Annotated in this window: 20 protein-coding genes; 2 read left to right on the top strand and 18 right to left on the bottom strand. The window is 40.1% G+C overall.

What is annotated here, in order from left to right:
- Positions 1 to 15: 15 nt before the first annotated feature.
- Together C1E24_RS13665 and C1E24_RS13660 are read right to left on the bottom strand one after the other, a co-directional pair.
- Positions 16 to 2,760 (bottom strand): methyl-accepting chemotaxis protein, encoded by a 2,745-nt coding sequence (locus C1E24_RS13665; RefSeq protein WP_138482330.1) that lies wholly within the window; start codon positions 2,758 to 2,760, stop codon positions 16 to 18.
- Between the two features lie 128 nt (positions 2,761 to 2,888).
- Entirely contained in the window at positions 2,889 to 5,354 is a 2,466-nt protein-coding gene (locus tag C1E24_RS13660) for a TonB-dependent receptor (RefSeq protein WP_138482329.1), read from the bottom strand.
- Positions 5,355 to 5,493: 139 nt separating this feature from the next.
- On the opposite strand from C1E24_RS13660, the gene C1E24_RS13655 reads away from it, so the two are divergent.
- Positions 5,494 to 6,018 carry a YaeQ family protein gene (locus tag C1E24_RS13655; RefSeq protein WP_138482327.1) on the top strand — a complete coding sequence of 175 codons (525 nt, stop codon included), beginning with the start codon at positions 5,494 to 5,496 and terminating at the stop codon, positions 6,016 to 6,018.
- A 2-nt stretch (positions 6,019 to 6,020) separates the two neighbouring features.
- On the opposite strand, the gene yfaE is transcribed toward C1E24_RS13655, so the two are convergent.
- The 16 genes from yfaE to ubiG form a co-directional block, all read right to left on the bottom strand.
- Positions 6,021 to 6,293, bottom strand: coding sequence for a class I ribonucleotide reductase maintenance protein YfaE (gene yfaE / locus C1E24_RS13650; protein WP_138482325.1), 273 nt, complete (start codon positions 6,291 to 6,293; stop codon positions 6,021 to 6,023).
- Positions 6,293 to 7,423, bottom strand: a complete 1,131-nt coding sequence (gene nrdB, locus C1E24_RS13645; RefSeq protein ID WP_138482323.1) for a class Ia ribonucleoside-diphosphate reductase subunit beta — start codon at positions 7,421 to 7,423, stop codon at positions 6,293 to 6,295. Before nrdB ends, yfaE begins: the two co-directional genes overlap by 1 nt.
- Positions 7,424 to 7,892: 469 nt before the next feature.
- On the bottom strand, positions 7,893 to 9,533 hold the full coding sequence (gene merA / locus C1E24_RS13640) for a mercury(II) reductase (RefSeq protein WP_138482321.1): 1,641 nt from the start codon (positions 9,531 to 9,533) through the stop codon (positions 7,893 to 7,895).
- Positions 9,530 to 9,976 carry an organomercurial transporter MerC gene (gene merC / locus C1E24_RS13635; RefSeq protein ID WP_138482319.1) on the bottom strand — a complete coding sequence of 149 codons (447 nt, stop codon included), beginning with the start codon at positions 9,974 to 9,976 and terminating at the stop codon, positions 9,530 to 9,532. The genes merA and merC overlap by 4 nt, the downstream gene beginning before the upstream one ends.
- A 4-nt stretch (positions 9,977 to 9,980) precedes the next feature.
- Positions 9,981 to 10,256 carry a mercury resistance system periplasmic binding protein MerP gene (gene merP, locus C1E24_RS13630; RefSeq protein WP_020743018.1) on the bottom strand — a complete coding sequence of 92 codons (276 nt, stop codon included), beginning with the start codon at positions 10,254 to 10,256 and terminating at the stop codon, positions 9,981 to 9,983.
- A 35-nt stretch (positions 10,257 to 10,291) separates the two neighbouring features.
- Positions 10,292 to 10,636: a mercuric transporter MerT family protein gene (locus C1E24_RS13625; RefSeq protein ID WP_138482317.1), complete on the bottom strand. Its 345-nt coding sequence runs from the start codon at positions 10,634 to 10,636 to the stop codon at positions 10,292 to 10,294.
- 74 nt (positions 10,637 to 10,710) lie between these two features.
- The gene (gene merR, locus C1E24_RS13620; RefSeq protein WP_138482315.1) at positions 10,711 to 11,109 is read right to left on the bottom strand and encodes an Hg(II)-responsive transcriptional regulator; all 399 of its coding nucleotides are present in this window, start codon (positions 11,107 to 11,109) and stop codon (positions 10,711 to 10,713) included.
- Between the two features lie 85 nt (positions 11,110 to 11,194).
- Positions 11,195 to 13,378 carry an ATP-dependent DNA helicase gene (locus C1E24_RS13615; RefSeq protein ID WP_138482313.1) on the bottom strand — a complete coding sequence of 728 codons (2,184 nt, stop codon included), beginning with the start codon at positions 13,376 to 13,378 and terminating at the stop codon, positions 11,195 to 11,197.
- Positions 13,378 to 13,821 (bottom strand): hypothetical protein, encoded by a 444-nt coding sequence (locus tag C1E24_RS13610; RefSeq protein ID WP_138482311.1) that lies wholly within the window; start codon positions 13,819 to 13,821, stop codon positions 13,378 to 13,380. The genes C1E24_RS13615 and C1E24_RS13610 overlap by 1 nt, the downstream gene beginning before the upstream one ends.
- The gene (locus C1E24_RS13605; RefSeq protein WP_138482309.1) at positions 13,822 to 14,235 is read right to left on the bottom strand and encodes a hypothetical protein; all 414 of its coding nucleotides are present in this window, start codon (positions 14,233 to 14,235) and stop codon (positions 13,822 to 13,824) included. It lies immediately after the preceding gene.
- Complete coding sequence (locus tag C1E24_RS13600; protein ID WP_138482307.1) at positions 14,228 to 16,441, bottom strand: hypothetical protein; 2,214 nt, start codon at positions 16,439 to 16,441, stop codon at positions 14,228 to 14,230. The genes C1E24_RS13605 and C1E24_RS13600 overlap by 8 nt, the downstream gene beginning before the upstream one ends.
- A complete protein-coding gene (locus tag C1E24_RS13595; protein ID WP_138482305.1) occupies positions 16,441 to 18,066 on the bottom strand; it encodes a tyrosine-type recombinase/integrase in 1,626 nt (541 codons plus the stop codon). The genes C1E24_RS13600 and C1E24_RS13595 overlap by 1 nt, the downstream gene beginning before the upstream one ends.
- Entirely contained in the window at positions 18,067 to 19,350 is a 1,284-nt protein-coding gene (locus C1E24_RS13590; RefSeq protein ID WP_138482303.1) for a site-specific integrase, read from the bottom strand.
- Positions 19,351 to 19,430: 80 nt separating this feature from the next.
- Positions 19,431 to 21,716 carry a class 1a ribonucleoside-diphosphate reductase subunit alpha gene (nrdA, locus tag C1E24_RS13585; protein WP_138482301.1) on the bottom strand — a complete coding sequence of 762 codons (2,286 nt, stop codon included), beginning with the start codon at positions 21,714 to 21,716 and terminating at the stop codon, positions 19,431 to 19,433.
- A gap of 357 nt (positions 21,717 to 22,073) precedes the next feature.
- Positions 22,074 to 22,718, bottom strand: coding sequence for an HAD family hydrolase (locus C1E24_RS13580; protein WP_138482299.1), 645 nt, complete (start codon positions 22,716 to 22,718; stop codon positions 22,074 to 22,076).
- Complete coding sequence (gene ubiG / locus C1E24_RS13575) at positions 22,718 to 23,428, bottom strand: bifunctional 2-polyprenyl-6-hydroxyphenol methylase/3-demethylubiquinol 3-O-methyltransferase UbiG (protein WP_138482297.1); 711 nt, start codon at positions 23,426 to 23,428, stop codon at positions 22,718 to 22,720. The genes C1E24_RS13580 and ubiG overlap by 1 nt, the downstream gene beginning before the upstream one ends.
- 178 nt (positions 23,429 to 23,606) lie before the next feature.
- Between ubiG and gyrA the strand changes: the two genes are divergently transcribed.
- Positions 23,607 to 26,291, top strand: a complete 2,685-nt coding sequence (gyrA, locus tag C1E24_RS13570) for a DNA gyrase subunit A (protein WP_138482295.1) — start codon at positions 23,607 to 23,609, stop codon at positions 26,289 to 26,291.
- The last annotated feature ends 9 nt before the right edge of the window (positions 26,292 to 26,300 follow it).

The raw sequence follows: 26,300 nt of genomic DNA, 5'->3' as shown, positions 1-26,300 counted from the left end.
CTTTTTTAATTGATATTACACGGTAAATTGACTGACTAACGCTTTCAAGTGCGAGGCTTGTTTATCCAAAGATGCGCCAGCATGACTGGTTTGCTCGACAAGCGAGTTGTTTTGCTGAACACTTTGGTCGATTTGTTTAATGGCAATATTGATTTGTGATACACCATTTGACTGCTCGTTACTTGATAATGCAATGTCATTCATAAGTTTCGACAGAGTCTGTATGCTACTTACAATATCACGTAAGGTATTACCAGATTGCTCTGCAAGCATCAAACCATTTTCAACCTTGTCGGCACTGTCTTTTAGCAAACCAGAGATTTCTTTAGCAGCATCTGAGCTTCGTTGTGCTAACTGACGCACTTCAGCGGCAACCACGGCAAATCCTCGTCCTTTTTCGCCTGCTCGTGCGGCTTCTACGGCGGCATTGAGCGCAAGTAGATTAGTTTGAAATGCAATGCCATTGATTACTTCAATGATATTAGAAATTTCATTTGAACTGTCACTAATGGCCTTCATTGCAATAACCGTGTTATTGACTAACTCTCCACCTTCGATGGCTTGTTGGTCGGCATTTTGTGCGTGTTCATTTGCGGTTTGTGCATGTTTGGTATTACTAGTGACTTTATCAGTCACTTCACCCATAGAGACGGTAGTTTCTTCAATAGAAGCCGCTTGAGATTCTGTGGATGAATTTAACTCTTGTGTTGACTGACTTATTTGCGCTGAAGCATTCGCAACGGTATTAGCTGTTTCATTAATTTCGGTGACCATAGCGGCAAGATTTTCAATACTTTGGTTTACTGAGTCTTTGAGACTTGCAAAGTCACCTGAGTAGTTACCATTGATTTTTTTAGTTAGATCGCCTTGCTCTAAGGCATTCATTACTCCGATACAAGATTGCAATGGAGTAGAGATGGCGTCCAATGTATCGTTGATTGAAGAGACTATATCTCTATAAGCTCCTTGGTGTAACTCGAAATTGGCACGCTTTGATAGCTCACCAGAATTAGCAGCACTAGCTAACATTGAAGTGTCATTTAAGAGCAAGTTAATGGCATGAATACTAGTTTCAAAACTGGTCAGAATTTTCTCAAAATCGCCTTTGAATTGTGATTTATCAACATTGGGTAATTGTCCAACGGCAATATTATCAAGGTAGCTAGACGTGAGTTGGACTGGCTGTATGATGGCATCAAGAGTTTGGTTAATGCCAGTGATGATAGATTTAAATTCTCCATTATGCGCATTGCTATCTGCGCGATTTGAAAGTTCACCAGCCAAAGCTGAATCTACTAAATACGTTGAGTCAGAAATTAATAAGTTAATCGCTTTTGCACTTTGTTCCAAAGATTGCTTAATCTTTAAAAAGTCGCCTTGGTAGCTCCCTTCAATTTTATTTGGTATTTCACCACGTGAAATAGCTGTGAGATATTTTTCTGTTTGCTGGACGGGCGACACAATGGCATCAAGCAAGCGGTTGATGCCTTGGCTTAGTGTCAGCATAAAGCCGTTTAGGTTGTCTACGTCTAACCTGGCGTCCAATTGGCCTGCTACCGCAGCATTAATAATGTCGTCTACTTTATTTTCTGTGTTTCTCTGCTCAGTTAGATCATTGAGTTCAACGACCACACCAATTACATCACTAGCATTATTTAAAACAGGGCTCGCTGTAATATTTAGGTAAACATGCTCTACATTCATTTCGAATTGAACTTGTTGAGTTTTAGCTTGCTCAATTTGTTGTTCATACTTACTCGACAATATTTGAATAATATTAGAGCCAATCAGTGTTGAAGGGCTGTTGAATATACTCTGATAGCGCTTTAACAGTGTATTTGTTTCATTATTAGCGTAAATAATTTCATTATTTGCTTTGTAAAGTAATACTGGGGAAGAGGCGTTATCTAGTGCTTGTTTAATTCGGCCGCTTTCTTCAGCCTGTAACTTTTGCTGGAGCATTTGTTGGGTCAATTGCTCATTAGCTTCACGAATGTTGGTTTGCATCTTATCGAGTGAAGTGAGTAGAGTACCAATCTCATCTTTACTAGTTGAGTTGATGCTGTTTTCTAAATTACCGTCAGATATTTCTGTTGCAACTTGTGACGCTACTTTTATAGGGCGAGTGATCCAACGCTGAATTAACAATGCCATGATCACGATTACAACAAAAGAGACAGCTAAGGTAATTACAGTACTTTCAAAGATTGCATTTTCCTTCTCTTCACGCAGCACTTTAACGGCCTTTTCAACATACTTATCTATGGATTGATTCAGTTCCTTTAGCTGTGTAGCAGCCGCTCTATCTATACCTTTTACGGCTTTGTCACCTACTTGCGTATTGAAACTTGCATTCTCGAAATCAGACAAACCAACACGATATAGCTCGCCAAGTTTCTTGTGCTCAGTTTTAAACTTATTGAGTTGTGACCGGATAGCTTCTGGCAAATAGGCTTCAGCCATAAGCTCAGAAGTTAGGTTTTGTACAACTTTTTCTTGTTCTGTAAATTGCTTTAAATATTTCTCGAATTGATCAGGGTTTTCACCACGAATAAGAATATTTTTCCACTCTTGGACCTGAGTTTTGAAAGTATTTAAGATGAGGTTAACTTTTAATTGTGCACTTAGCTCTTCTTCTATCAGAACATCATATTCTTGTGCAATATATTTAACAGAGTTAATCGCGAACATTGCACTGAGAAGTACTAAGGCTAATCCACCAAAAACTGTGCTGAGTAACTTGGCTTTAACAGTCTTCATCTTCATTCCTTAAATTTATTTCAGTATTATGAAGACTAGTGAAATATAATATTAATTCAATGTCTTGTAAGGAATAAAATAAAAAAAGGCCAATAAATTGGCCTTTTTTTAGTGTGATTACTTTAAATTTAGAAGAATGCTCTGACACCTAATTTAAAGTTTCTGCCAGGAAGCGGTGCTTGCTCTTTAATTACAGAGGTATGAACGAAGCCTAATTCATCTGTTAAGTTATCAATATTGAAATAAGCCATTACGTCATTGCCTGCAATATCAAAATCATACTGCATACTTAAATCTACTAATGTATAACCAGCTGTCTTACTCTCATAAGAGGTAATGTTATTTTGAGTTGCGTAACGCGTCACAGTTAAGTCAGCAACTAAATTGTCGAGTGCGTATTCGTACTTAATGCCAATTTTATTGCTTGGAATACGAGGTAAATAACTTGAGTCTTTTAGTTTTGCCGTAATTGAATCAGCAAATAGCTTAATCGTGTTTTCTTCATTCAGCTTGTAGTGAGTATCTAGTTCAAAACCATATAGCTCAGCATCTTGGCTTTTGAATTGGTATACAGGTAACGCACCTTCATGCTCATGATCTGCTTCTTCAATACCGTGCTCAGAAGAGTAGATTAAACCAGTATTTTCTTGGTAATAATAGTTTTCTACATCGTTATAGAAGAAGTTTAGTGTGTAACCAAAATCACCAGTGAATTTTCTAAAGCTGATGTCAAAGTTCGTAGAAACTTCTTGTTGAATATCTTCTGGTTCGAAGTGGGCTTCACCATTTTCTAAATGATAAGCAAGACCTAACTCATAAGTACTTGTTGCGATATGCGTACCGTTAGAGAGTAATTCAGCAGTTAAAGGTGAGCGTTCAGAGTGTGACAAGTTAACAGCAATGTTCTGTCCTTCGGCATAATCATATACACCACCAATTGAGTAGCTCATATTGGTTTGGTTTAACTCATATGCAAATAAACGCTTTTCTTCATGCTCTTCATGCTCTTCGTGATCGTCATGTTCTTCGTGTGCTTCCTCAGAGATAACACTAGAAAGTTGGTAATCTTCAATTCGAGCACCAAGCTCAAGGGTAAAATCACCAAACTGCTTTTCTTCTAAGACATAAAGCGCATGACTCGTTGTTTCAGTAGCTGGTGTAAATGCTTCAGCACCTTGTGCTTCATAATCACTATCAGAGAAATGATAGCCAATAATGCCATGCCAACCAGCAAGTTTATGCTCAACACTGGTTCTTAATTCAGACGTTTTATTTTTGAAAGTAGTGCCTACAGCGCCGCCTTCAATTTCACTGTGTTGATAATCTGTAAAACCTGCTTTCACATTAATATTTTCAACGTAATCGTTGTGAAGTGCGTAATTTAAAAGTGCTTGCCAACGGTCTTGTTTTACACGTGCAAAAACACTTTCTTCGTCATGGCCTTCGTCTTCATGAGACTCATGTTCATCCTCTTCATGGTCATGGTCATGGTCATGGTCATGGTCATGGTCATGGTCATGATGAGCGTGACTATGCGCAGGAATGCCATAGTCTGTATCAATTCTGCCAAATGAGAAGCCTACGGTCAGGTGGTCATTTACATAGCTGGTACCAAAATTAACTTGTTGAGAGTCGATGAATGTATTTGGTACTGATTTTAAAAGTTCTTCGTGTTCCTCATGCTCTTCATGTTCACCGTGCTCTTCATGTTCATCATGCTCTTCATGTTCATCATGCTCTTCATGAGAAGGGTATTCAGGTGCGTCATAATCTTTACCATTTCTGACTACACCGTCAAAATGGAAATTGAATCCATCTTTACCTGTTTCGAATAAAGCAGCATAAGTATTCGTGTTAGACACAGTATCGAAGCTATACCCTACAGCACCGGTTGATGTCTCAATGATGTCTGTTGGAATACGGTTATCTACAACGTTTACAACACCGCCTATTGCACCAGAGCCATAAAGTAGGGTTGCTGGGCCGCGTAATACTTCTATTTGTTCGGCAGATAAGCTCTCATTAGTTGTTGCGTGATCTGGGCCAATACGAGAAGCGTCACTGCTATCTAAACCATTTTGCGTAATTTTTACTCTTGGACCATCTAAGCCACGAATAATTGGGCTAGAAGATACTGGCCCGAAGTAGCTTGCATTAATACCAGGTTGACCTTTAAGTGTCTCGCCTAGAGTTGGCTTAGCTTGCTTTTTCAATTCATCGCCAGATAGAACTGAAACAGGTGACGCCATTTCTAAATTATTTTTATGAAGGGCAGAGGCATAGACAACAATGCTTTCAACTGAACTAGGCTCTAAAGACACTAGTACGTTACCTTGATCTGCTTTGATATCAATTCGCTGGTCGATGTAGTTGTTTTTAGTGATGTGTAGCTGACTATCAGAATCAGTATTGATGCTAAATTTACCAAACCTGTCAGTAATAACAGATTGTTTTTTACCATGTAGGTGAACTTTAGCACCAGATATAGGTTGTTTGTTTGAGTCAATCACTTTGCCAGTGATTTGCGCAGCATATGCATTGCCTGCAGACAAAGCTGTCAGAATTGCAGTCGCAATTATAGAGTGTTTTTTCATCTTAGTACTTCATTAATGTTCTCAGTTATGGTTATGGTATAACAACACCATGCTTGCGATCAACGAATGTTATACTGTAGCTTTGTTGAATTATCGCATTTTTGACCTAAAGTTAGTTCATTAGGGATAGGAGTATCTGATGAGCAAACCTTTTGTCTTTAAAGCAAGGTTAAAAGTGGCGGATCTTTTTCACCATGCAAATCATATAGAAGTGTTTACAGCTGCTGTTGCAAAAAGAGAAAGTCTAGAGCACTTTTTACTTAGGATACTAGGGTTTTGTGCACTTTCTTATAATCAACGTACTTTTTTGAATCAAAAGTCAGACAAATCGTATCCGGATGTTTGGTGTGAAAACGATGAGCAAAAGATTGTCTTAGCTTTATATGTGTCAGAGTTAGACATAAGCGAAATTACCCGACTATGTAAACTTTATAATAGACTTTTGATTTTAACTATCGATGGTGAGCATTGGTACAAAGAAGTTTCATCACACTTAATACAACATCACAATATTAGTATTTTTAGCATTAAAGCTAGCTTCTTAGAAGATCTAAAAACAAATCTAACCAATAGTATGCATTGGGACATTTTAATTGAACAGAATTCGATGAGTGTGAGTGATAAGTCAGGTTATTATCAAACAGAAGTAAAACAACTTTGTTAAAACTAGAGTAATGTGATTGAAATATCAGTTAAAGGTTTAGAGCAACACATTAACACTTCACCATCTCTTACAAAAGCTAACGGCTCTTGGTTGTAAATCACTTCACCTGAGTTAAGTTTGGCTCTACATGCACCACAAAAGCCTTCTCTACATTGATAAGTAACTTCAATATTTGCTTTTTCGAGTGCATCTAGTATGGAAGGGCACTGAGCCGCAAATGTTAGCGGCTCAGAATGTTCTTCAATAGATATTTTAGAACTGGGTTTCGAATTCATTATAAATCGAAATCACCGAAGTCAGATGCATCGACTTGAGAGTCGATTTGACCGACTAGGTAAGAGCTGATCTCAGCTTCTTGCGGAGCAACTTGCACGTTGTCTGATACCAACCAGGCATTGATCCACGGGATTGGATTGCTCTTTGTCTCAAAAATAGGCTTTAAGCCAACTGCTGACATACGTGTGTTAGTAATGTATTCAACATATTGGCAAAGGATGTCTTTGTTTAGACCAATCATAGAGCCATCTTTGAACAGGTATTCAGCCCATTCTTTCTCTTGCTGTGCCGCTTCTTCGAACATACGAATTGCTTCAGCTTCACATTGCGCTGCAACAATAGACATCTCAGGATCGTCTTTACCTTCTTGCATAATATTAAGAATATGCTGCGTACCAGAAAGGTGAAGGGCTTCGTCACGGGCGATAAGCTTGATGATCTTTGCGTTACCTTCCATTAGTTCACGCTCAGCAAAAGCAAATGAGCAAGCGAAGCTGACATAGAAGCGAATAGCTTCTAAAATGTTTACAGACATGATGCAAAGATAAAGTAGTTTCTTAAGCTCAAATAAGTTAATTCGAACTTCTTCACCATTAATTACATGCTTACCTTCACCGTAAAGGTTATAAATTGATACCTTTTCGATTAGTTCGTCGTAATATTTAGTAACCGCATCAGCACGCTCATTGATTTTGTCGTTGCTTACGATGTCGTCAAAGATAACTTCAGGTGACTGCGTTACGTTACGAATAATATGTGTATATGAACGGCTGTGAATTGTTTCACTGAACGCCCAAGTTTCAATCCAAGTTTCAAGCTCTGGGATTGAAACGATAGGCAATAATGCAACATTTGGTGAACGGCCTTGCACACTATCTAGCAATGTTTGATATTTCAAGTTGCTTAAAAAAATGTGCTTTTCATGCTCTGGCAACGCTTGGAAATCTAAGCGGTCTTTAGATACATCAACTTCTTCTGGACGCCAGAAAAAAGAGAGTTGCTTTTCAATTAATTTTTCAAAAATAGGGTATTTCTGCTGGTCATAACGTGACACGTTTACAGTTTGACCAAAAAACATTGGTTCTTTTAACTGGTCGTTATGATTTCTGCTAAATGTAGAATAAGACATATTTTTTAATACTCGATAACGCAAAAAAGTGAGCAAGCACACTGCTTACTCACGTCTTAATTAAATTTTGTTATGTCGTGAGTTTTTTAGTATCACTGAGTGGGTGGGTTGGTTGCACGCCTTGTTATCTCTTGCACTCTTCACAAACATAACTTTAATCCTTAAATTCTTTTCTATCAGTATAAATAAGTATCATTAAAAAGGCTATCAAAAATAGGTTTTTGTTGGCTTTCTTAACAAGTTCAACTTGCTACTTTGATACTATCATATTTAGCCTGTTTTAGTTCATCCTGTAACGTTAAATCTTATCGAGAATAATAGGACGATTTATCAGTATCTTAGGGGAGAGTTGAATTTAGTGTTGCCAAATTACACGTCTGAGATAAGAAGAACAGAAGGTGTTTGCTATGATCGTTGAATAAAAAGAGAGCTAGTGTAAGCACTAGCTTCAACTTGTTTGGGATAGCGATTAAGCTGCGCAGCAGGATAATTCAGATACGTCTTTATGAAAGGTTTGAGCGCATAGTTTCAATCCCTCTGCCATTGTCAGGTAGGGAAATAATTGTCCTGCAAGTTCTTCAACTGTCATCTTGTTGTGAATGGCAAGTGCTGCACTTTGAACAAGCTCACCTCCTTCATGAGCTAATATTTGTGCGCCTATCAGCTTACCTGTGGATTCCTCTGCAACTAATTTAATAAACCCGTCAGTTTCAAAGTTTGCTAATGCTCTAGGCACATTTTCCATTGGTAACACCCGACTTATCGTACTGATGCCTTGCTGGTTCGCTTGAGTTTCTGTTAATCCTACCGTGGCTACTTGGGGATCGGTAAAAATAACGGCAGGCATAGTCGTTAGATCTAAACTCACGTCACCACCAGTCATATTCGTTCCTGCACGGCTACCTGCGGCTGCCGCTACGTAAACAAATTGTGGCATGTTTGAGCAGTCACCTGCTGCATATATACCTTCGACATTTGTTTGCATCTTTGCATCGACCATTACTTCGCCTAGCTCGGTAACTTGTACACCCACCGCTTCTAGGTTGAGCTTTTCAGTGTTTGCATGACGTCCCGCAGATACAAGTAGTTTGTCAGAAGTAATTCGACCGTTGTTTGAATCGATAATAAAGTATTTACCATCATGGGCAATGTTATTGGCACTCGTATCGGTAAGAACATTGATGCCTTCTTTTTTGAAGCACTTCTCCAACTCTTCACCTAATAGCGGGTCTTCCCGATATAGTAAGGTATGCCTTGCAAGCACCGTGACTTCAGAACCCAACCGACGATACGCCTGAGCAATTTCTAGTGCTACTACCGACGAACCAATAACAACCAAATGCTCTGGTAAATCAGTCGCAAATAGTGCTTCTGTGGAAGTCCAATAAGGTGTATCGCTCAACCCATTGATTTCTGGAATGGTGGGAGTAGATCCCGTAGCAATTAAAATTTTATCCGCACTGATTTCTTGTTGTTCACCGTCTGGTTTATCAATAATCAGAGTGCTGGCGTTTTTGAACTGTGCATACCCCTTGATAAGACTCAGGGAAGGGTTTGTATCTAATATGTTCTGGTATTTAGCATGTCTCAATTCTTCAACACGAGCCGACTGTTGCTGCGACAATAAGGCTCGATTTAATTGTGGTTGTTGATTTTCAAGACCTGAAAATGGATTGTTACGTTGCTGCTCTGCGAGTTGTGCGGCTCTGATCAATATTTTAGATGGCACACAACCAACATTTACGCAGCAGCCACCTATAACATCAGCTCCTTCAATGATGGTAACTTTTGCGCCACCTTCAGCCGCCTTAGTTGCACAAGCGAATGCGCCAGAACCACTGCCGATAATGGCAACATGTAGTTCTTTTTCATTTGATGCAAATTGCTCAGGTGCACAGCAAGAATTCTTCTGCACATGAGATTGGTAGCCCTCTGATTCTAAGGCGTCAATTGCACTCTGGACGTTGAAATCTTCTGAAGGAGTGATTGAGACTAAACTCTCTTCATAAGAGACTGAAACGTCAAGTACGCCTTCTAGTTTGATAATTTTATTGTGAACCTTAGGTGCACAACTGGGGCATGTCATGCCTTGAATACTTAACTTGATCATTTTAACTCCTTAGCGCCAATATTGTCAGTTGTGTCACATGTGTCATCACAGCGATGGTAAGCAGGTGAAAATATATCCCACAGCGATACCAAGACCATTAACCCCAGCGCTGAATAGGTTACGTATGTACTCCACCCATATTTAAACCAAGGGTACAAAGACAATAGTAAAAAGACGGGAGCTATCATACCGATGGCGCTTCGTCGCCATTGTTTATGACTCAGCCATCCTAAACCATTTAGTACGAGTACAACCCAAGCAAAAAAGGGCAATAAGGTATTGATAAACAGTCCTTCCCACTGACTCAGGAATCCCATGCCAATTGCAGCGCCTAAGCTGGCAATTGCAGGGAAACACATCGCACACCCCATCGCGGAAACGAGCGCTCCAATAGCACCTGCTTTTTCTCCAAAACGTGTGGTTATATTCAGTAGTTTCTTCATAAGACTACTTAACTTTCTTGGATGGGTAGCCCGCATTCGTTGTGGCATCAGTGAGTGCTTTGATGGTGGCCTTTTCGTCATCAAATGTTACCAACGCTAATTTAGTGTCATACGATACTTTGGCGAGTTTCACACCATCAACGTTTTCTAAGGCTTTTTTAACGGTAATCGGACAGGTCACACAGTTCATGGTAGGAACTTCCAGCGTAACCGTTTGTTCTTTTGCCACAACAGACGCCGCCGACACGCTAAGTAATAAACAAGTTATTAATTTTTTCATAATGATATTCTCCGTTTTAAATATTTTTCGAAAACTTACGCAAACCAAATGATCCAGTAATTACTCGTCACAAGTACAAGTGCGACTAATAAAGATACCCAAAAAGTGACTTGTCTGCGTTTTCTTGTTTTTGGAATTGCACATGCAGTGCCTTGCTCACATTTTTCGATAGGTCGATGAACTTTCCAGCCTGCGAACCCAAATGCAGCAATAACCAAAACTATAAAGATTGGTCTGTATGGCTCTAATAGCGTTAGGTTACTTATCCAAGAACCGCTAATGCCGAGTAAAAGCAAAACCAACGGTCCAGCACAGCATAATCCTGCACCAATGGCTGCAATTACCCCACTAATCAAAGGTAAGTTTGAATCTTGGTTCAATTTTTCATACTCCAGTCTATGAACTTAACTAGAGTATAAATGCCGTATCTAGGTACGGAGTCAAGCGTTTTTTGTTATTTTGAATTCGGTTGAAGTGAGTCAATGACTGGGCAGGTGTTTTTATCGGCATTAGAATGACATAAACCAACCAACTCGGTTAACGCCTTTTGTAATTTTTTTAAATCACTGATCTTATCGGCTACAGATTCTAGCTTGGCTTCAGCCAAATCTTGAACTTGGCTACATGGGGCGTCGTTTAATTTAAGTAGATTTTCAATCTCTTTTAAAGAAAATCCTAATTCTTGGGTACGTTTAATGAATCTCACTCTGTTCACAATATCATCAGAGTAATGTCGGTAGCCTGTCTCTGGTTTAACAGGTTGTTCGATTAAACTTTTGCGCTCGTAAAAGCGGATAGTTTCGACATTCACCCCAACTTCTTTTGCCAGTTTGCTAATAGTTCTGTTTGGCATAATGTGGCCTATTTTTTGGTAAATTCTCGTTTCATTTTACATATATGCTGCTTATATCGATACGGTAAATCTAGTAACGGTAACCCTATCGATTATCTACAACACGTTCAAAGTGGTTGTGGAGAAGGGTTCGTCGATTTAAAGCATTAGACTTTTGTAATGCAGAATAAAATGTACATCGACAACCGACGAAAATCGCTTGCTTTTTAGCTCTTGTCACTGCGGTGTAAAGCAAGTGCCTATCAATATTTCTGCTGTTTTTAACTACGATAATGACCCGCTCATATTGAGAGCCTTGAGACTTATGTACAGTCATCGCATAAGCACGCTCAATATTGCATAAATCATTCAGTGCTAGCTCAACGATGTTACCTTCAAAGTCAATGGTCACCGTTTCATCATTGAAGCTCAATACTTTTCCAACAGAGCCGTTGCGAATGTCCTTTTTGTAGTCATTGCGAGTGAACATGACCATCTCGCCAACCTTAAGAGGTCTGCCGTCAATGTTATGGTTTACATTGCCAAGCTCGGTATGTTCTAGTGTTAGCTTTTCACCAAGTGCAAACTCATCGTAAACGTGGCTATTTAGGTTAACTACGCCGCCTTCTTGGTGCTTAACGGATGAGAGCAATACCACGTTATCATCAGTGCCATTACCACCAAGTTCTTTGTAGACTTTCATACACATCGCTTCAATGTTACTAGGCTCACAATCTATAAAGCTGACACCATTGCCTAACCCTTTATATTGGGTGAATGGTACTTCGATTTTGTTTGCTGGGTAGTTTCGTATCGCTGAAGCAATGTTTGGAATACCTGAGCTTTCTGATTGGCGTTTTACAACTGACAGATGAGGATTAGCCAAGGATAGATTGACTAATACGTGTAAGCCAAGCCCAACTCCAACAGGTGGTAATTGTTCTTGGTCACCCGTTAAAATGATACGCCCACGTTTTGGAACACGCTTTAATACTTTCAGCAACGATAAAATATCCACCATAGACGCTTCATCGACGATTATCACTGCGTCGTCGTCAATGTCTTCTGGTTTTACATTGTGCATGAAGCCAGCAATTGTCATTGCTTCTCTGCCAGTCGCTTCTGTAATACGCTGTGCGGCTTTTCCTGCTAACGCCATAAGGATGACTTGCTTAGTTTGATTTAAGCTCTCTAGGGCGTAACAGATGGCTTCTATGACAGTTGTCTTACCGCAACCAGCACCGCCAGTGAGTAAAGTAATGGAGTTGGTGCAGCATTGCAGTACAGCATTTCGTTGTTCCTCTGTGAGTGAAAAGCCAACGCCTAACTCGAACGTATCAATAACGCTATCAACTTGTTTGGCGAGAGCAGGGCTGTATGTTTTCTCATGCAAATGCTTGATGATACTGGCAACCGAAGACTCAACAATATCCATGCTTTTTACTTGCACAAGGCTATCGTGAACAAGTAGTTCCCCTTGTTCTACAGCCTCGTCAAATGCCTTTGTGCCAAGCGCTTTTCCTAGCAAACGGTTAAGTTGATATTTCACTTTGCTTGTTTCGAGACACGTATTACCTGAGTTAAAGCCATTAAACATTACTTGTTTTGCATAAGCGATAAGGCGCTCAGGTGCATCTTCTTTCATTTTTAGACGGTCTAGGGCATAGGCATCGATTGCTGATAAATCTGCCATGAATGCGGTTAGGAGATACGGATTCTTTTTGATCTGCTCATACGCTTGCTGTTCCCATATGGTGATGACAGAATCGCCAATATGAGGTGGTACTCCTAACTCATCAAGTAGACGTAATGCGCCTAACTCTTCGTATTGATTTAGCCCATCAATGATGCGCTGAGCCACTTCCTGACCCACAATTGGCAATAAACGTTCAATATCCTTATTTCGAGCTATGTCGTACAGGGTGTCGCCAAAGAAGGTCACAAGCTTTTCTGCTTTGATTTCACTGATACCTTTAAAGTCAGGCGATTCAGCCAATAAGCGCTTGAGGTTTTCGTGAGCCGCTTTAACAAAGTCCATCTTTGTCGGTGTGATGGTTTTCTCAATCACAGTCGTGCCATCTTTCCATTTGATCGGCGTTTGCTCGACTTGGCCTTTTACATGCCAGATGTGCATTTCTCTAAAAAGGCTAGGTGAGCGAGCAATTTTGTGGTTGGCTTTAACCACAAAGCGTTGATTGCTACCGATGGCTACGGCTGAAAATATAACGCCACCACTACCACCACGACGGCGTATTTTGCGTATTTGTAGCTCACCTTCAAACACACCCATTACAGTCGTCCTGACGCTAATAAGTAGTCTTCAATTGCGGTGAGTCGTTTGAGTCTGGCTTTTGCTTCTTCTAGCTCTTTTGTGGTTTTATATAATTGTTCTTCCAGTGCTGCGTTGGTTTCTTGAGATTTTTTCAGCATACGCTTATCAACGCTGGATTTGCCAATAGTTGCTTTGGCCGAGTGCTGCTCTGAAGGCGTTCTGTTATCTTCAATTAAGATGCCTTTTGCAATTAAATCAGTCTTAACCACATTGTATTTTGCTTTGATCTTTGAGTTTTCCGTAATGCGTTTTCGGTCAAATTCACATTCTCTAGCTATCATTTTTTTATTGAGATCTAGTCTGTTGGGCAACACGAAGTCTTCCCAGTCAGCTTCGCAATTTCTGGTATTAACGAAAGCAAGGAAGCGCTCAAGGTTTTGCAGGGCTTTTGGGTTACTCATTTACGCCTCCTTGTGTTTCTTAAGGCGTTTAGGGTAAACGAATTCAGGATCAACACCTTGGTCTTCAAGCATCTGGTAGCAGTCATTCAGTCTTAACTGCAATATAGAAATTGTCTCGGCTTGCTCTGCTACTTTTGCTTCAAGTTTCGCTATTTTCTCTTTATCACCAGAGATAGGAACACCATCGGATGGTGGCTTATCAACTTTTATTTCTTTAAGTAAATCTTTGACTCTTTGAAACTCTGTCATGTACTTATCACAGCGATACAATGTCGGCTTACTTACACCTAATTGCGAGGCGAAATATTCATGTTTGAATTCATGTTTGTACTCAGGGCTTGACTCGAAAAATTTAAGTGACATTAGGGCATCAGCAAGCCACTTAGGATCTTTTTTCTTAGGTTGCTTATTCATCGTTTACCTCTGGCGTGTAGACTTGAACAATATCAATTAGCTGACCGCTGTTTTTGCTTTGTCGTTCATAGGCTTTTAGCGCATTCTCACACCCTTTGATGGTATCGATGCAGTATTGAACGTGTTGATCTAACGGCTCCTGTTTGTTCAATGTTTCACTTAGCTCTTGATAGTTTGGGAGCAGCACACTTAGCTGGTTTTCATAGTGTATTTTGGTATTGATAATAGATGCCTTGGCTTTTTCATCGTTGGGGTCTATGCCGAAATGCTGACAGGCATCTCCATCGTTGCTTCTTAAGCACATCATGCCTTTCTCGCAAGGGCTAACATCTAAGTCTCGATTACAGGTTCCCCAAGGCGTGAAATGGACGACAGAAAGTGTATGGCTAAGCGCCATTTCAATCTCGTCAAGTGACACATTGTTTTCTCTCATGCGTTTAATACGTCTGCCGAGCACATCATCAGGAATGGAGTCTTCAGATAGATAACGTTCACGTATTTCTTCTGCACGTTCTTTAGCTGTTCTATGGTCGTAATTTCGACTTTGTCCTGCGGTACGACCCATGAACAAATCGATCATCATTTCGTTTTTACCAGAGCGTTTCATGGCATCCGTTAGCCAGTGTCTAAACTGGTGAGACTCCACATTGACGATATTTCCATCGTCATCGCGGACATCAAAACGCTGAAACAGGCTTTTTGCTCTGGAAGTGTCTTTTTTGAGCCATCTTGTAAATGATTTCGGTCTCATCGGTAATGGTAAAAATCCGTGAGAATTGCTGCCGTCATCAAAGGTATCTTCTTTTGCTATAAACAAAAAATCGCTGAAAGGCATCTTAAAAGCATAAGAGGTAGAAACGATTTCCTCTGTTATATCTTCGCCATCATCATTACTTTCATAGACTTGTTTTTGCATATCGTTGTAGCGTCGAATAGCAATTTCACTGAGAAGCGTTTTGGAAATAACCACTTGAGTGTTTTTATTTTTGTGTGGGAAGAGTTTTATGGAAACTTTATCAACAACAGCATCACTATAAGTTCCTTTCTCTCTAAGGCTGTTAAAACTTACGCCTGTTGAATGAATTTCGCCAGTTTTGCCTACCTCACTTCGTACAAAGTAACTCGAAGGTTCATAGCCTGCTTGTTGGAACGCCGATTTAAAATATTCATCTCTATCAGAGAAGTGCAGTACGTTAATAATCGCTTGTTCTCTATGTTGCTCAATACTTTTTGCAAGTGCTCTAAACGGCTTTGTAATTTCTAAAATGCGTTTATGTGATTCGAGGATGATTTCTTGCCACATTAAGGGGACAGGGCGTGCTGAAGCGAGTTCTCCTTTTTCAGTGAGAACTCGCAAATACCAGCGTTGATTGGTTTCATCAAAGCCAATACAGTCTTTATGCAATCGACAGACTTCGCCAATGCGAAGTCCAAAGGCCATAAAGAATGGAATAGCTAAAAATCGAAGCTCATCATAGCCTGATTTCATTTTAGGGTAGATAGGTTCTTTCCCTTCAGAACTAAGTGTTTGGTCTGCTTCAAATCGACGTTTAGCAATACCAATATACTTGTCTATATCAACGTTGAATTTTTTGTCTCGTCGATTTCGGTATTCTTTGGTTGTGACATCGTTTTGCTTGTTGGCAGGATTTGCCATCTTTACTTTTGGAGCAAATGATGGGCACAATTTTTTTGGTACTAAGAAGGTTTTTACAAAAGCGACGGTTTCTTTGTATTTTTCGAAGACAGAACGTTTTGCAAAGTGCTTATCGAGCGTGCTTGGAAGCTCGTCAATGTCTGCTTGCTTTAAGGTAATTATGCTGTCGAGTTCATAATTGAAGTGGTCAGCAAGCCAGAAACAGCCAGCAATCGAAGCGACAACTGACTTGTTAGCCTTACCTTTTTTAATATGTACAAGCGTGTAAAGCTTGGCTATATCACACCATATGCCGTCCATAGGGACTCTAGCTTCAAAAGGTGTTTTGCCTGTGACTAATTCGCCAGTATTATCATATCGTTTTGTGAAATAGATATTTTTGTTTTGATAAGTCCAGTAGAAGTCGTCCCATCCACCAATTAACGTTCTATTCTCTTGCATAGATTTAAACGTCGGTAATTCCTCTTCAATCAGTTCTTTTACAGCGTCTAATAGTCTAGTCTGTTGCTTATTGAACCTATGGTGCCCAAGTTGCGTTACGCTATTCATTACTCACCGCCTTTCATTGACTTAATGGCTTCAACGATTTGAATAGCGCCTTCCCACGCTTCATCAAGTTGATGTAAAACTGCACCTGATGAATTGGCTTTTACGAAGTCTCGCTCAGCTTCAATGACTTTAAGCTGTGCTTCATGGTCTGCATTTTTAAAGGGGCGGAAACGAGAGCAGCTATAACAACTTACAGTAGGGTGCATCTCGCATTGAGTTTTCTTTAAGCACTTACCAAGGCTCGCTATGTCACTCACTCTAATTAAAGAGCCTTCGACACTGCCATCGTCTTCATCGACGATGAAACCTTGCCATCTCATAACTGCACTTTTGATGGTGTTAGATGACTCGAAACTGTCGTCGATAAAATCAATTAAGTCTCGGTTATATCGAAAGTAATGCTGCACACTGGCAACGGTACTGTGATCCAAAGCTATTGCAACTTCTTCAGGGGTTTTTCCTTCCATGACCATGCGTGTACCGAGTGTATAGCGAAAGCGGTAACAGGTGATCTTAAGTGGAGTGGGATTGCCGTCGTCATCAGTTAAATGGCGAGACTGGATGTTTAACAAATTTCTGCTAAATCTGAATAGTTCAGTGATGTTTTTAGAGTACAGATGCCAAGCATATTCTTTTAATTTCTTCTGGCTTAATAACTCTAAATGGCACGTTTCTGCTTTTAAAAGAGGACGAGGAAGACTATTGCCTTCGAGGTCAAGCATATTGATTTCTGAATTTGTTTTGTTTAGTTCAGAGATATCCTCTGCTAGATGGTTTGGTAACTCTCGCAATACGAAATTGTTCTTATTCCGTCTAAGCTGCGCTGTTCTACCTTTTACACGGGGAATGTTAATAAACCAAGCTAAAAGTTTGTCGTCGTAATAAACATCATCTTCTCTTAACAGAGCTAATTGAATTGGTCGTAAGCCAAATTGCATTGCTAATTTAAAACAAACGCGGGTTTGTAATGGAACATTCTCTTGATGAATGGCTTGAGCTATTTGTGCTACTTCGGTACGAGTAAAAGGTCCGTTTTCGTGATCGAGAAGAGATACTCTTAGTTTTCCACCAGAATTGGGGATTTTTATTTCATCCAGTTTAAATATTAGATTTTCATCAAAGCCCCAATATGCATTTTCTATAGCGTAATTTGCAAACATTCGCATCGACAGCCAAATCATTTGATTGTCTTTGTTTTTCTGTATTATCGAAGATATGTTTGAAGCAATTTCTTTAGAAAATGCACGTTCATTGTTAAGAGCTTTATCTGATAATTTGATACCTTTAAGAGCCTGAAATCCATATGATAAATGACCGATGGATGCTGGTGAACGTTCAATTGCGAAGTCTATCCAGCACTTTACAGCTATGTAGTTTAGGTAGTGATAATCTGAGTATGACTCTGAGAGAGTGTAATTTTGATTGCTCTTTCCAACATTGATAATTTGGAGCTTAGTTTTAAGCCGCTGATTGCTTTCTCTTATAGAGATTTTTTGACCGTGAAATGAGGTGAACTGGGCAGGAAATGGGTCATAATCGCCATTTAACCGAGCTACTTCATCATATAGGTCTTGATAAGGATCGTTATCTTGCTCTGGTAAATAAATCGTTAGTGCGTGCGCCATTTAGTCTTCCTTTCCTCTTAAATAATCACTGATCTTTCGTTGCAGGTGGGCTTGTGTATATCGCCTTGTCATATCACTGGTTGTTGACCAGCCGCCCCATGTGGTCAATAAATCCTGTGTTTCACCCGCTTGTGTCATTGGGGAGTTAGAATCTTCGTAATTTGTATCGATGTTACTGCGTAGTTCTGTGCCTCGTGTAACACGGAATCGATGTGGATGAATGACATCAGCAAGGTTTGGGATCGTTTGATATATTTTAGTGATCATATAATCCAACCCTGACGTTGTCAGAGCACCACCATCTTTTTCGCTGATAAATAGATATTCCGTTAGGCTCCCTTTAAAAGGTTTCCTAAGAATGGGACGATGTTCTTCAAGATACTCTAAAATGAGTGCTGCTAGACCACGACTGATCGGCAGCTCTCTAAAGCGAGTTTTATGTGACGCACCATCTTTACGGTTTCTGAACGCTGAGTCTTCTGAAAATTGAATAACGACTGTGGGATTTGTCGTTAGCTTTAGATCTTGATCTGAACGAATGAGCACTAACTCGGATGCTCGACATCCTAATTCCAATAAAAGCAGTATGGCACAAGCATTACGCACCTGTAATTGACGTCGAAATGGATTGATTTCATTGGTAAATGAGTCAGTAGAAGGGCGTATTATCTTTTTGATTATGTCTATTTCATCGTTGTTTAATGGTTCTGTCTGCTTAGTAGCATTATCGACTTGCGCTTTTGAGTAACGTTTCTTTGCAATCCAGCCACAAGCTCTATCGACTGATTTTTGAACTTGTTCTTTTTTATCGTAGTCATCAAGCCTTTCAATATAACGGTTGTAGTGAAACTTCAAAAATAAAATGATGGAATCAATACGTCGGTTGTAAGTCGAGGGGGCGATACTTACGCCGTCCTCTAACTCATAGTTGAAATTGTGCAGTAGGAAAGTACCAAGGTTATTGACTTGGCGATTGGTCAATATATTGAGTTTGGCAGCTTCTTCGAAAAACGTTTGATGCTCATTAGCGCAGTATTCATAAAACACGCAAAGATCATTCAGGCGATTGAGGGTTGTGTTGTATTTGGAGGATAGCCATAAATCCCATCCCCAGATCGCCGCACTAGGTTCTGGTAAGCACTGGTTGTGCGTATCAACCAGCATGGGCAAGGTTTGGTTTCCGTATCTCGGATTGGTAATTTTTTCAGTTTTATAACGCAAAATGATACTAAATAAACACAAGGGTAATATGTTATAGAGTAATACAAAAAAGGGAAGTGTCAAACACTTCCCTTAACTATATGTTTTATATATGTTTACGTAAAGTTATCCACAAAAATGATACTTTTTATAAAACACAGTGGTCATATTTTACACGCGCCGCCTTCGCAGCCATCATCTTCAATTTCTGGTTTTAATTCGTCTTGAGTGTCTGACGCACCATCACGTGTATTGTGATAATAAAGTGTCTTAACACCCAACTTATAAGCAGTAAGCAGGTCTTTAAGAAGCAACTTCATTGGTACTTTACCACCTTCAAAGCGAGTTGGATCATAATTCGTGTTAGCCGAGATAGTTTGGTCAATAAACTTCTGCATGATACCTACAAGAGCAAGATAACCATCATTCGAAGGGATGTCCCAAAGTAACTCATATTGATCTTTTAACTTTTCATACTCAGGCACTACCTGCTTCAAGATACCATCTTTACTTGCTTTTACACTGATATGGCCGCGAGGTGGCTCAATACCATTTGTCGCATTTGAGATCTGTGATGAAGTTTCTGATGGCATCAGTGCAGATACTGTCGAGTTACGCATACCATGCTCTTGAATGCTTGCGCGTAGCGCATCCCAATCAAGGCGAAGCGCTTCGCTACAAATGTTATCTAAGTCACGCTTGTAAGTATCAATCGGCATAATACCTTTTGAATACGTTGTCTCATTGAACTTAGGACATGCACCACGCTCTTTAGCAAGTTCATTTGAAGCTTTCATTAGATAGTATTGAATCGCTTCGAATGTGCGGTGTGTTAGGTTATTCGCACTGCCATCAGAGTATTTAACGCCATTTTTAGCAAGATAATAAGCATAGTTAATTACACCAATACCTAGCGTACGACGACCCATCGTTGCTGTGTGTGCAGCAGGAACCGGGTAGTCTTGGAAATCTAATAGATTATCAAGTGCACGAACAGCAAGCTCAGCTAATTGTTCAAGTTCATCTAGAGAGTCGATTGCACCAAGGTTAAATGCTGATAGCGTACAAAGCGCGATTTCACCTTCTGGGTCATTAATGTGTGAAAGCGGCTTTGTCGGCAGCGCAATTTCAAGACATAAGTTAGACTGACGGATAGGTGCAACCTTTGAATCAAATGGGCTATGCGTATTACAGTGGTCAACGTTTTGTAAGTAAACGCGGCCTGTACTCGCACGTTCTTGCGCAAACATAGAGAATAGCTCAATCGCTTTAATGCGCTTTTTACGAATAGACTCATCTTGCTCGTACTGTGTGTATAATCGCTCGAACTCTTCTTGATCTTCAAAGAATGCATCGTAAAGGCCTGGCACATCAGACGGGCTGAATAGTGTGATGTAGTCGTCTTTGATAAGGCGAGCGTACATTGTTTTGTTGAACTGTACACCGTAATCTAGGTGACGAACACGGTTTTCTTCAACACCACGGTTGTTTTTAAGTACCAGTAGGTTTTCGACTTCTAAATGCCAAAGCGGGTAGAATAAGGTAGCTGCACCACCGCGCACACCACCTTGAGAACAACTTTTAACAGCTGTCTGGAAGTGCTTGTAAAACGGAATACACCCTGTGTGGTAAGCTTCACCGTTACGAATTGGGCTGCCTAGAGCACGAATACGACCAGCATTTATACCGATACCAGCACGTTGGCTAACGTATTTAACGATTGCTGATGAAGTCGCATTGATTGAGTCTAAGCTATCACCCGTTTCAATTAATACACAAGAGCTGAATTGACGTGTTGGTGTACGAACACCTGCCATGATAGGTGTCGGTAATGAAATTTTGAATAAAGAAACGGCATCATAGAAGCGTTTGATGTAATCAAGACGAGTTTCTTTCGGGTAATCAGAGAATAAACTTGCAGCAACAAGAATGTATAAAAACTGAGCACTCTCATAGATTTCGCCAGTTACACGGTTTTGTACAAGGTACTTACCTTCTAACTGTTTTACCGCTGCATAGCTAAAGTTTAAGTCGCGGCTATGATCTAAGTAGTTTTCAAGCTCGTCAATTTCTTGCTCGGTATAATCGATAAGGAGGTGTTGATCATAACGCTTTTGTTCAACCAGCTTTGTAATGTGGTCGTATAAACGTGGCGGCTCAAACTGGCCATATGCTTTTTTGCGTAAGTGAAAAATTGCTAAACGCGCAGCAAGGTACTGGTAATCTGGAGAGTCTTTATCGATTAAATCAGCAGCAGCTTTAATGATAGTTTCATGAATATCTTCAGTACGGATCCCATCATAAAATTGAATGTGTGACTTTAATTCAACCTGAGAAACTGAAACATTATCTAAGCCTTCTGCAGCCCAAGTAATGACGCGGTGAATTTTATCGAGATCGAGCGGCTCTTTGCGGCCGTTTCTTTTACTGACAGATAACTGTTGGTTCATAGCTGTGCCTGTAATCCTTCGGATTGAATATTTAAAAAATAATTGGCGAAAAAAAGCTCAGGTTTTGACCACTATATATGGTGGTTCTTCTGATTGGGATCACAAGATAGTGGGGTTCAATTTAATTTGCAATAGCAAGGTAAATGCACAAATGTGGATAAGTTTGGGATAAATAAAAAGTGTTAGTAACTATTAACCTTTTGAGGTTTGACGCAAGTAACCTCAGCAGGAAATCAATAAAAATGATGCGATTTTTAAAGAAAATAAAAAAATATTTATAGTGTTTTCTTAATGAGCAACTTGTGGTGATGAAAGAGCCAAAACACTAGATGTAGTGTTTTGGCTTAAATGTGAGCACTAGATATGGTTTAGCACTAACAGTGGGTTAGTTAAATTTAGATCTGCTTGCCAACTATACGCGTCTTCAAGACTTGGAATGTATCCCCATAAAGCACAAGCAGAAGACATACCTGCCGCTTTTGCTGCTTGAATATCACGTTCTGCATCACCGACATAAAGGCATTCGGATGAACTAATACCTAATTGTTTCGCTGCATATAATAATGGCTTAGGTGAAGGTTTAGCTTCATCCAATGTGTCCCCACAAACAATAACTTCAATTTCTTTGAGTGCTGAAATTTGCCTAACAAGGGGTAAAGTCAGGAATGTTGGCTTATTTGTCATGATAGCGACTTTTATATCATCATTATGCAAAGACTGAATTAACTCTGGTACACCATCAAAGCAATCCGTATGCACTGCAATATTGGCTTCATAGTAGTCAAGGACATCTTGTCTTAATCGAGCTAAATTAAATTCAGCGAGCCGACTACCAAAACCAACTTCTAATAGCGCTTTTACGCCATCAGAAATAGCAGGGCTATATATTTCTCGCGAAACGGCAGCAAGGCCATTTATTTCAAGAACGTGGTTTAAAGCTGCCCCTAAGTCGTCAGTGGTGTCGAGTAGGGTGCCGTCTAAATCAAATATGACAGCCTTCATTAACCAAGTTTCTCGAAATGTAGTAAGTAATTCACACTGACATCATCAGTTAGGGTAAATGTTTTATTGATTGGGTTGTAATTTATCCCCGCACTTGCGCGAACTTTAAGTCCAGCCTTTTCAGCCCAGCCGATTAAAACAGAAGGGCGAATAAACTTATCGTGCTCATGTGTACCATCAGGTACCATTTTTAGAATTTTTTCTGCACCGACGATTGCAAGTAAATACGCTTTAATCGTTTTGTTTAGCGTAGAAAAGAACACACTTGCGCCAGGCTTTGCCATTTGTGCAGCAGCTTGGATAATAGATTCTGGATCTGGGACGTGCTCAAGCATTTCCATACACGTTACTACATCAAATTGCTCAGTATTGTTTGCTGCAAATTCCTCAGCAGGTACTTTTATATAGTCAACTGTTACACCCACTTCTAAAGCATGCAGTTTGGCAACATTGAGAGGCTCTTGGCCTAAGTCTATACCGGTCGCTTTGGCCCCAAGTTTCGCCATGCTTTCAGTTAAAATACCGCCACCACAGCCGATATCTACAACTTGTTTATCAAATAAACCATTAGATTTGTCATTAATAAAGTCGAGACGTAACGGATTAATATCATGAAGGGGTTTAAATTCTCCTTCAGTATCCCACCATCTTTCTGCGATGCTCTCAAATTTCGCAATTTCTTGTGGATCTACATTTTGATGCTCGGTCATAAAAAACTTCCTCGTGAATCTGAGCGCATTTAAATTGGATTATTTCAAAATCACACGGATTTTGCGCCTGTAATAATAATAAATCTGTGTTAGCATGGGCATTGATATTAATAATAACTTAATCTCTAGGGCACTTGATAGTGCTAATGGAGATAGACTCTGAAGGAAAGTGCAATCAATGACTGATCTCGCCAATGAAATCCTCCCAGTCAATATCGAAGACGAGTTAAAAAATTCATACCTAGATTACGCGATGAGTGTAATCGTAGGTCGTGCATTACCAGACGTACGTGATGGTCTAAAGCCTGTTCACCGTCGTGTATTATTTGCTATGAATGAGCTTCGTAACGACTGGAATAAGCCTTATAAGAAGTCGGCTCGTGTTGTCGGTGATGTTATCGGTAAATACCACCCGCATGGTGACAGTGCTGTATACGACACGATTGTTCGTATGGCTCAGCCTTTCTCTCTACGTTATATGCTGGTTGACGGTCAAGGTAACTTCGGTTCTGTTGACGGTGACTCAGCTGCTGCGATGCGTTATACCGAAGTTCGTATGGCGAAAATGTCGCATGAACTATTAGCTGATCTTGAAAAAGAAACCGTTGATTATGTACCAAACTACGACGGTACAGAGCAAATCCCTGATGTTTTACCAACTAAGGTACCTAATTTATTAGTAAATGGCTCATCGGGTATTGCTGTAGGTATGGCGACAAACATCCCACCTCATAACTTAACAGAGGTGATCAATGGTTGTTTAGCGCTTATTCAAAACCCTGATCTAACGATTGAAGAGTTAATCGAATATATCCCAGGTCCAGATTTCCCAACTGCCGCGATTATTAACGGTAAGAAAGGCATCGAACAAGCATACAAAACGGGTCGCGGTAAGATTTACATTCGTGCGCGTGCTGAAATTGAAGTGGATGAAAAAACTGGTCGAGAAACGATCATCGTTCATGAAATCCCTTACCAAGTTAACAAAGCGCGTTTAATCGAAAAAATCGCTGAGCTTGTAAAAGATAAGAAAATCGAAGGCATTAGTGCGCTTCGTGACGAGTCTGATAAAGACGGTATGCGTATCGTTATTGAGGTTAAGCGTGGTGAAGTGGGTGAAGTTCTATTAAATAACCTTTACGCACAAACACAAATGCAAACTGTATTCGGTATGAATATGGTTGCGCTAGATAATAACCAACCTAAGTGTTTCAACTTAAAAGAAATGCTAGATGCGTTTATTATCCACCGCCGTGAAGTCGTTACTCGTCGTACGGTATTTGATTTACGTAAAGCGCGTGATAGAGCGCATACACTTGAAGGTCTCGCAATTGCACTTGCGAATATCGACCCAATTATTGAGTTAATTCGTAAGTCTCCTACGCCTTCTGAAGCGAAACAAGCGCTTGTAGCTCGTCCTTGGGAATTAGGCACAGTAAAAGCTATGCTTGAAAAAGCAGGTGAAGACAATGTTGCACGCCCTGATTGGCTAGCTGCCGAACTAGGTATCCGTGATGGTCAGTACTACTTATCTGAGCAACAAGCACAAGCTATTCTTGATTTACGCCTACACAAGCTTACGGGTCTTGAACACGAGAAGATCCTTGGCGAATACCAAGAGCTATTAGACCTAATTGCTGAACTTCTTTACATTCTTTCTTCTCCAGAAAGATTAATGGAAGTTATCCGTGATGAATTAGTTGAAATAAAAGAGCAATATGGTGATGAGCGTCGTACTGAGATCAGTGCTGCTGCACACGATATTAGCCTTGAAGATCTGATCAACGAAGAAGATGTTGTTGTAACACTTTCTCACGAAGGCTACGTAAAGTATCAGCCATTATCTGATTACGAAGCGCAGCGTCGTGGTGGTAAAGGTAAAGCTGCAACTAAGATGAAAGATGAAGACTTTATAGAACGTCTTTTAGTTGCAAATACACATGACACCATTTTGTGTTTCTCAACAGCCGGTAGAATGTACTGGTTGAAAGTGTACCAATTACCACTGGCATCACGTCAGGCACGCGGTAAGCCAATCGTTAACTTGTTACCGCTAGAAGCGGATGAACGTATCACAACTATTTTACCGGTTCGTGACTATGAAGATGACAAGTATGTATTAATGGCAACTGCTAACGGTACTGTTAAGAAGACACCTTTAACAGCTTATAGTCGTCAACGTGCAAGCGGTATTATTGCAATTAACCTTAATGAAGGTGATAGCCTGATCGGTGCAGACATCACAGATGGCAGTAACGACATTATGCTATTCACAGATCACGGTAAGGTAGTGCGATTCAACGAAAAGCTTCGTGATTCAGAAACAGGTGAAGTTAAGATAGATCCTGAGACGGGTGAAGAAATGCTTGCTTTACGTCCTATGGGCCGTACTGCTACTGGTGTCCGCGGTATTAAGATGCCTGAGGGTGTTAAAGTTGTATCACTGATCGTGCCTAAGAATGACGGTGCAATCTTGACCGTTACTGAGAATGGCTATGGTAAACGTACACCACTAGAAGATTACCCAGCGAAGAGCCGTGCAACACAAGGTGTTGTATCAATTAAGGTATCTGAGCGTAATGGTAACGTAGTCGGTGCGGTGCAAGTTGAAGATAACCATGAAATCATGATTATATCAAACCGCGGCACGCTTGTACGTACTCGTGTTAACGAAGTTTCTACTGTCGGTCGTAATACACAAGGTGTTATTTTGATAAGAACTATTGACGAAGAACAAGTAGTTGGTTTACAACGTATCGAGGAAATCGAAGTTGATGAATTACCTGAAGACGGTTCTGAAGCAGTAGTGCAAGATAACCCCGAAGGTACACAAGAGAGTAGCGAAGATACTCCAAGTGAATAAATCTTAAAA

It is taken from the genome of Pseudoalteromonas phenolica, from assembly GCF_005876835.1.
In the GTDB taxonomy this organism is placed as follows: Bacteria; Pseudomonadota; Gammaproteobacteria; order Enterobacterales; family Alteromonadaceae; genus Pseudoalteromonas; species Pseudoalteromonas phenolica_B.
Note: the sequence above shows the minus strand (reverse complement) of the source record. Positions and strands in the feature narration are given on the sequence as shown.

Coding starts and splice junctions, on each gene's coding strand:
- C1E24_RS13665 (WP_138482330.1), bottom strand. CDS start 2,760: ATGAAGACTGTTAAAGCCAAGTTACTCAGCACAGTTTTTGGTGGATTA.
- C1E24_RS13660 (WP_138482329.1), bottom strand. CDS start 5,354: ATGAAAAAACACTCTATAATTGCGACTGCAATTCTGACAGCTTTGTCT.
- C1E24_RS13655 (WP_138482327.1), top strand. CDS start 5,494: ATGAGCAAACCTTTTGTCTTTAAAGCAAGGTTAAAAGTGGCGGATCTT.
- yfaE (WP_138482325.1), bottom strand. CDS start 6,293: ATGAATTCGAAACCCAGTTCTAAAATATCTATTGAAGAACATTCTGAG.
- nrdB (WP_138482323.1), bottom strand. CDS start 7,423: ATGTCTTATTCTACATTTAGCAGAAATCATAACGACCAGTTAAAAGAA.
- merA (WP_138482321.1), bottom strand. CDS start 9,533: ATGATCAAGTTAAGTATTCAAGGCATGACATGCCCCAGTTGTGCACCT.
- merC (WP_138482319.1), bottom strand. CDS start 9,976: ATGAAGAAACTACTGAATATAACCACACGTTTTGGAGAAAAAGCAGGT.
- merP (WP_020743018.1), bottom strand. CDS start 10,256: ATGAAAAAATTAATAACTTGTTTATTACTTAGCGTGTCGGCGGCGTCT.
- merR (WP_138482315.1), bottom strand. CDS start 11,109: ATGCCAAACAGAACTATTAGCAAACTGGCAAAAGAAGTTGGGGTGAAT.
- C1E24_RS13615 (WP_138482313.1), bottom strand. CDS start 13,378: ATGGGTGTGTTTGAAGGTGAGCTACAAATACGCAAAATACGCCGTCGT.
- C1E24_RS13610 (WP_138482311.1), bottom strand. CDS start 13,821: ATGAGTAACCCAAAAGCCCTGCAAAACCTTGAGCGCTTCCTTGCTTTC.
- C1E24_RS13605 (WP_138482309.1), bottom strand. CDS start 14,235: ATGAATAAGCAACCTAAGAAAAAAGATCCTAAGTGGCTTGCTGATGCC.
- C1E24_RS13600 (WP_138482307.1), bottom strand. CDS start 16,441: ATGAATAGCGTAACGCAACTTGGGCACCATAGGTTCAATAAGCAACAG.
- C1E24_RS13595 (WP_138482305.1), bottom strand. CDS start 18,066: ATGGCGCACGCACTAACGATTTATTTACCAGAGCAAGATAACGATCCT.
- nrdA (WP_138482301.1), bottom strand. CDS start 21,716: ATGAACCAACAGTTATCTGTCAGTAAAAGAAACGGCCGCAAAGAGCCG.
- C1E24_RS13580 (WP_138482299.1), bottom strand. CDS start 22,718: ATGAAGGCTGTCATATTTGATTTAGACGGCACCCTACTCGACACCACT.
- ubiG (WP_138482297.1), bottom strand. CDS start 23,428: ATGACCGAGCATCAAAATGTAGATCCACAAGAAATTGCGAAATTTGAG.
- gyrA (WP_138482295.1), top strand. CDS start 23,607: ATGACTGATCTCGCCAATGAAATCCTCCCAGTCAATATCGAAGACGAG.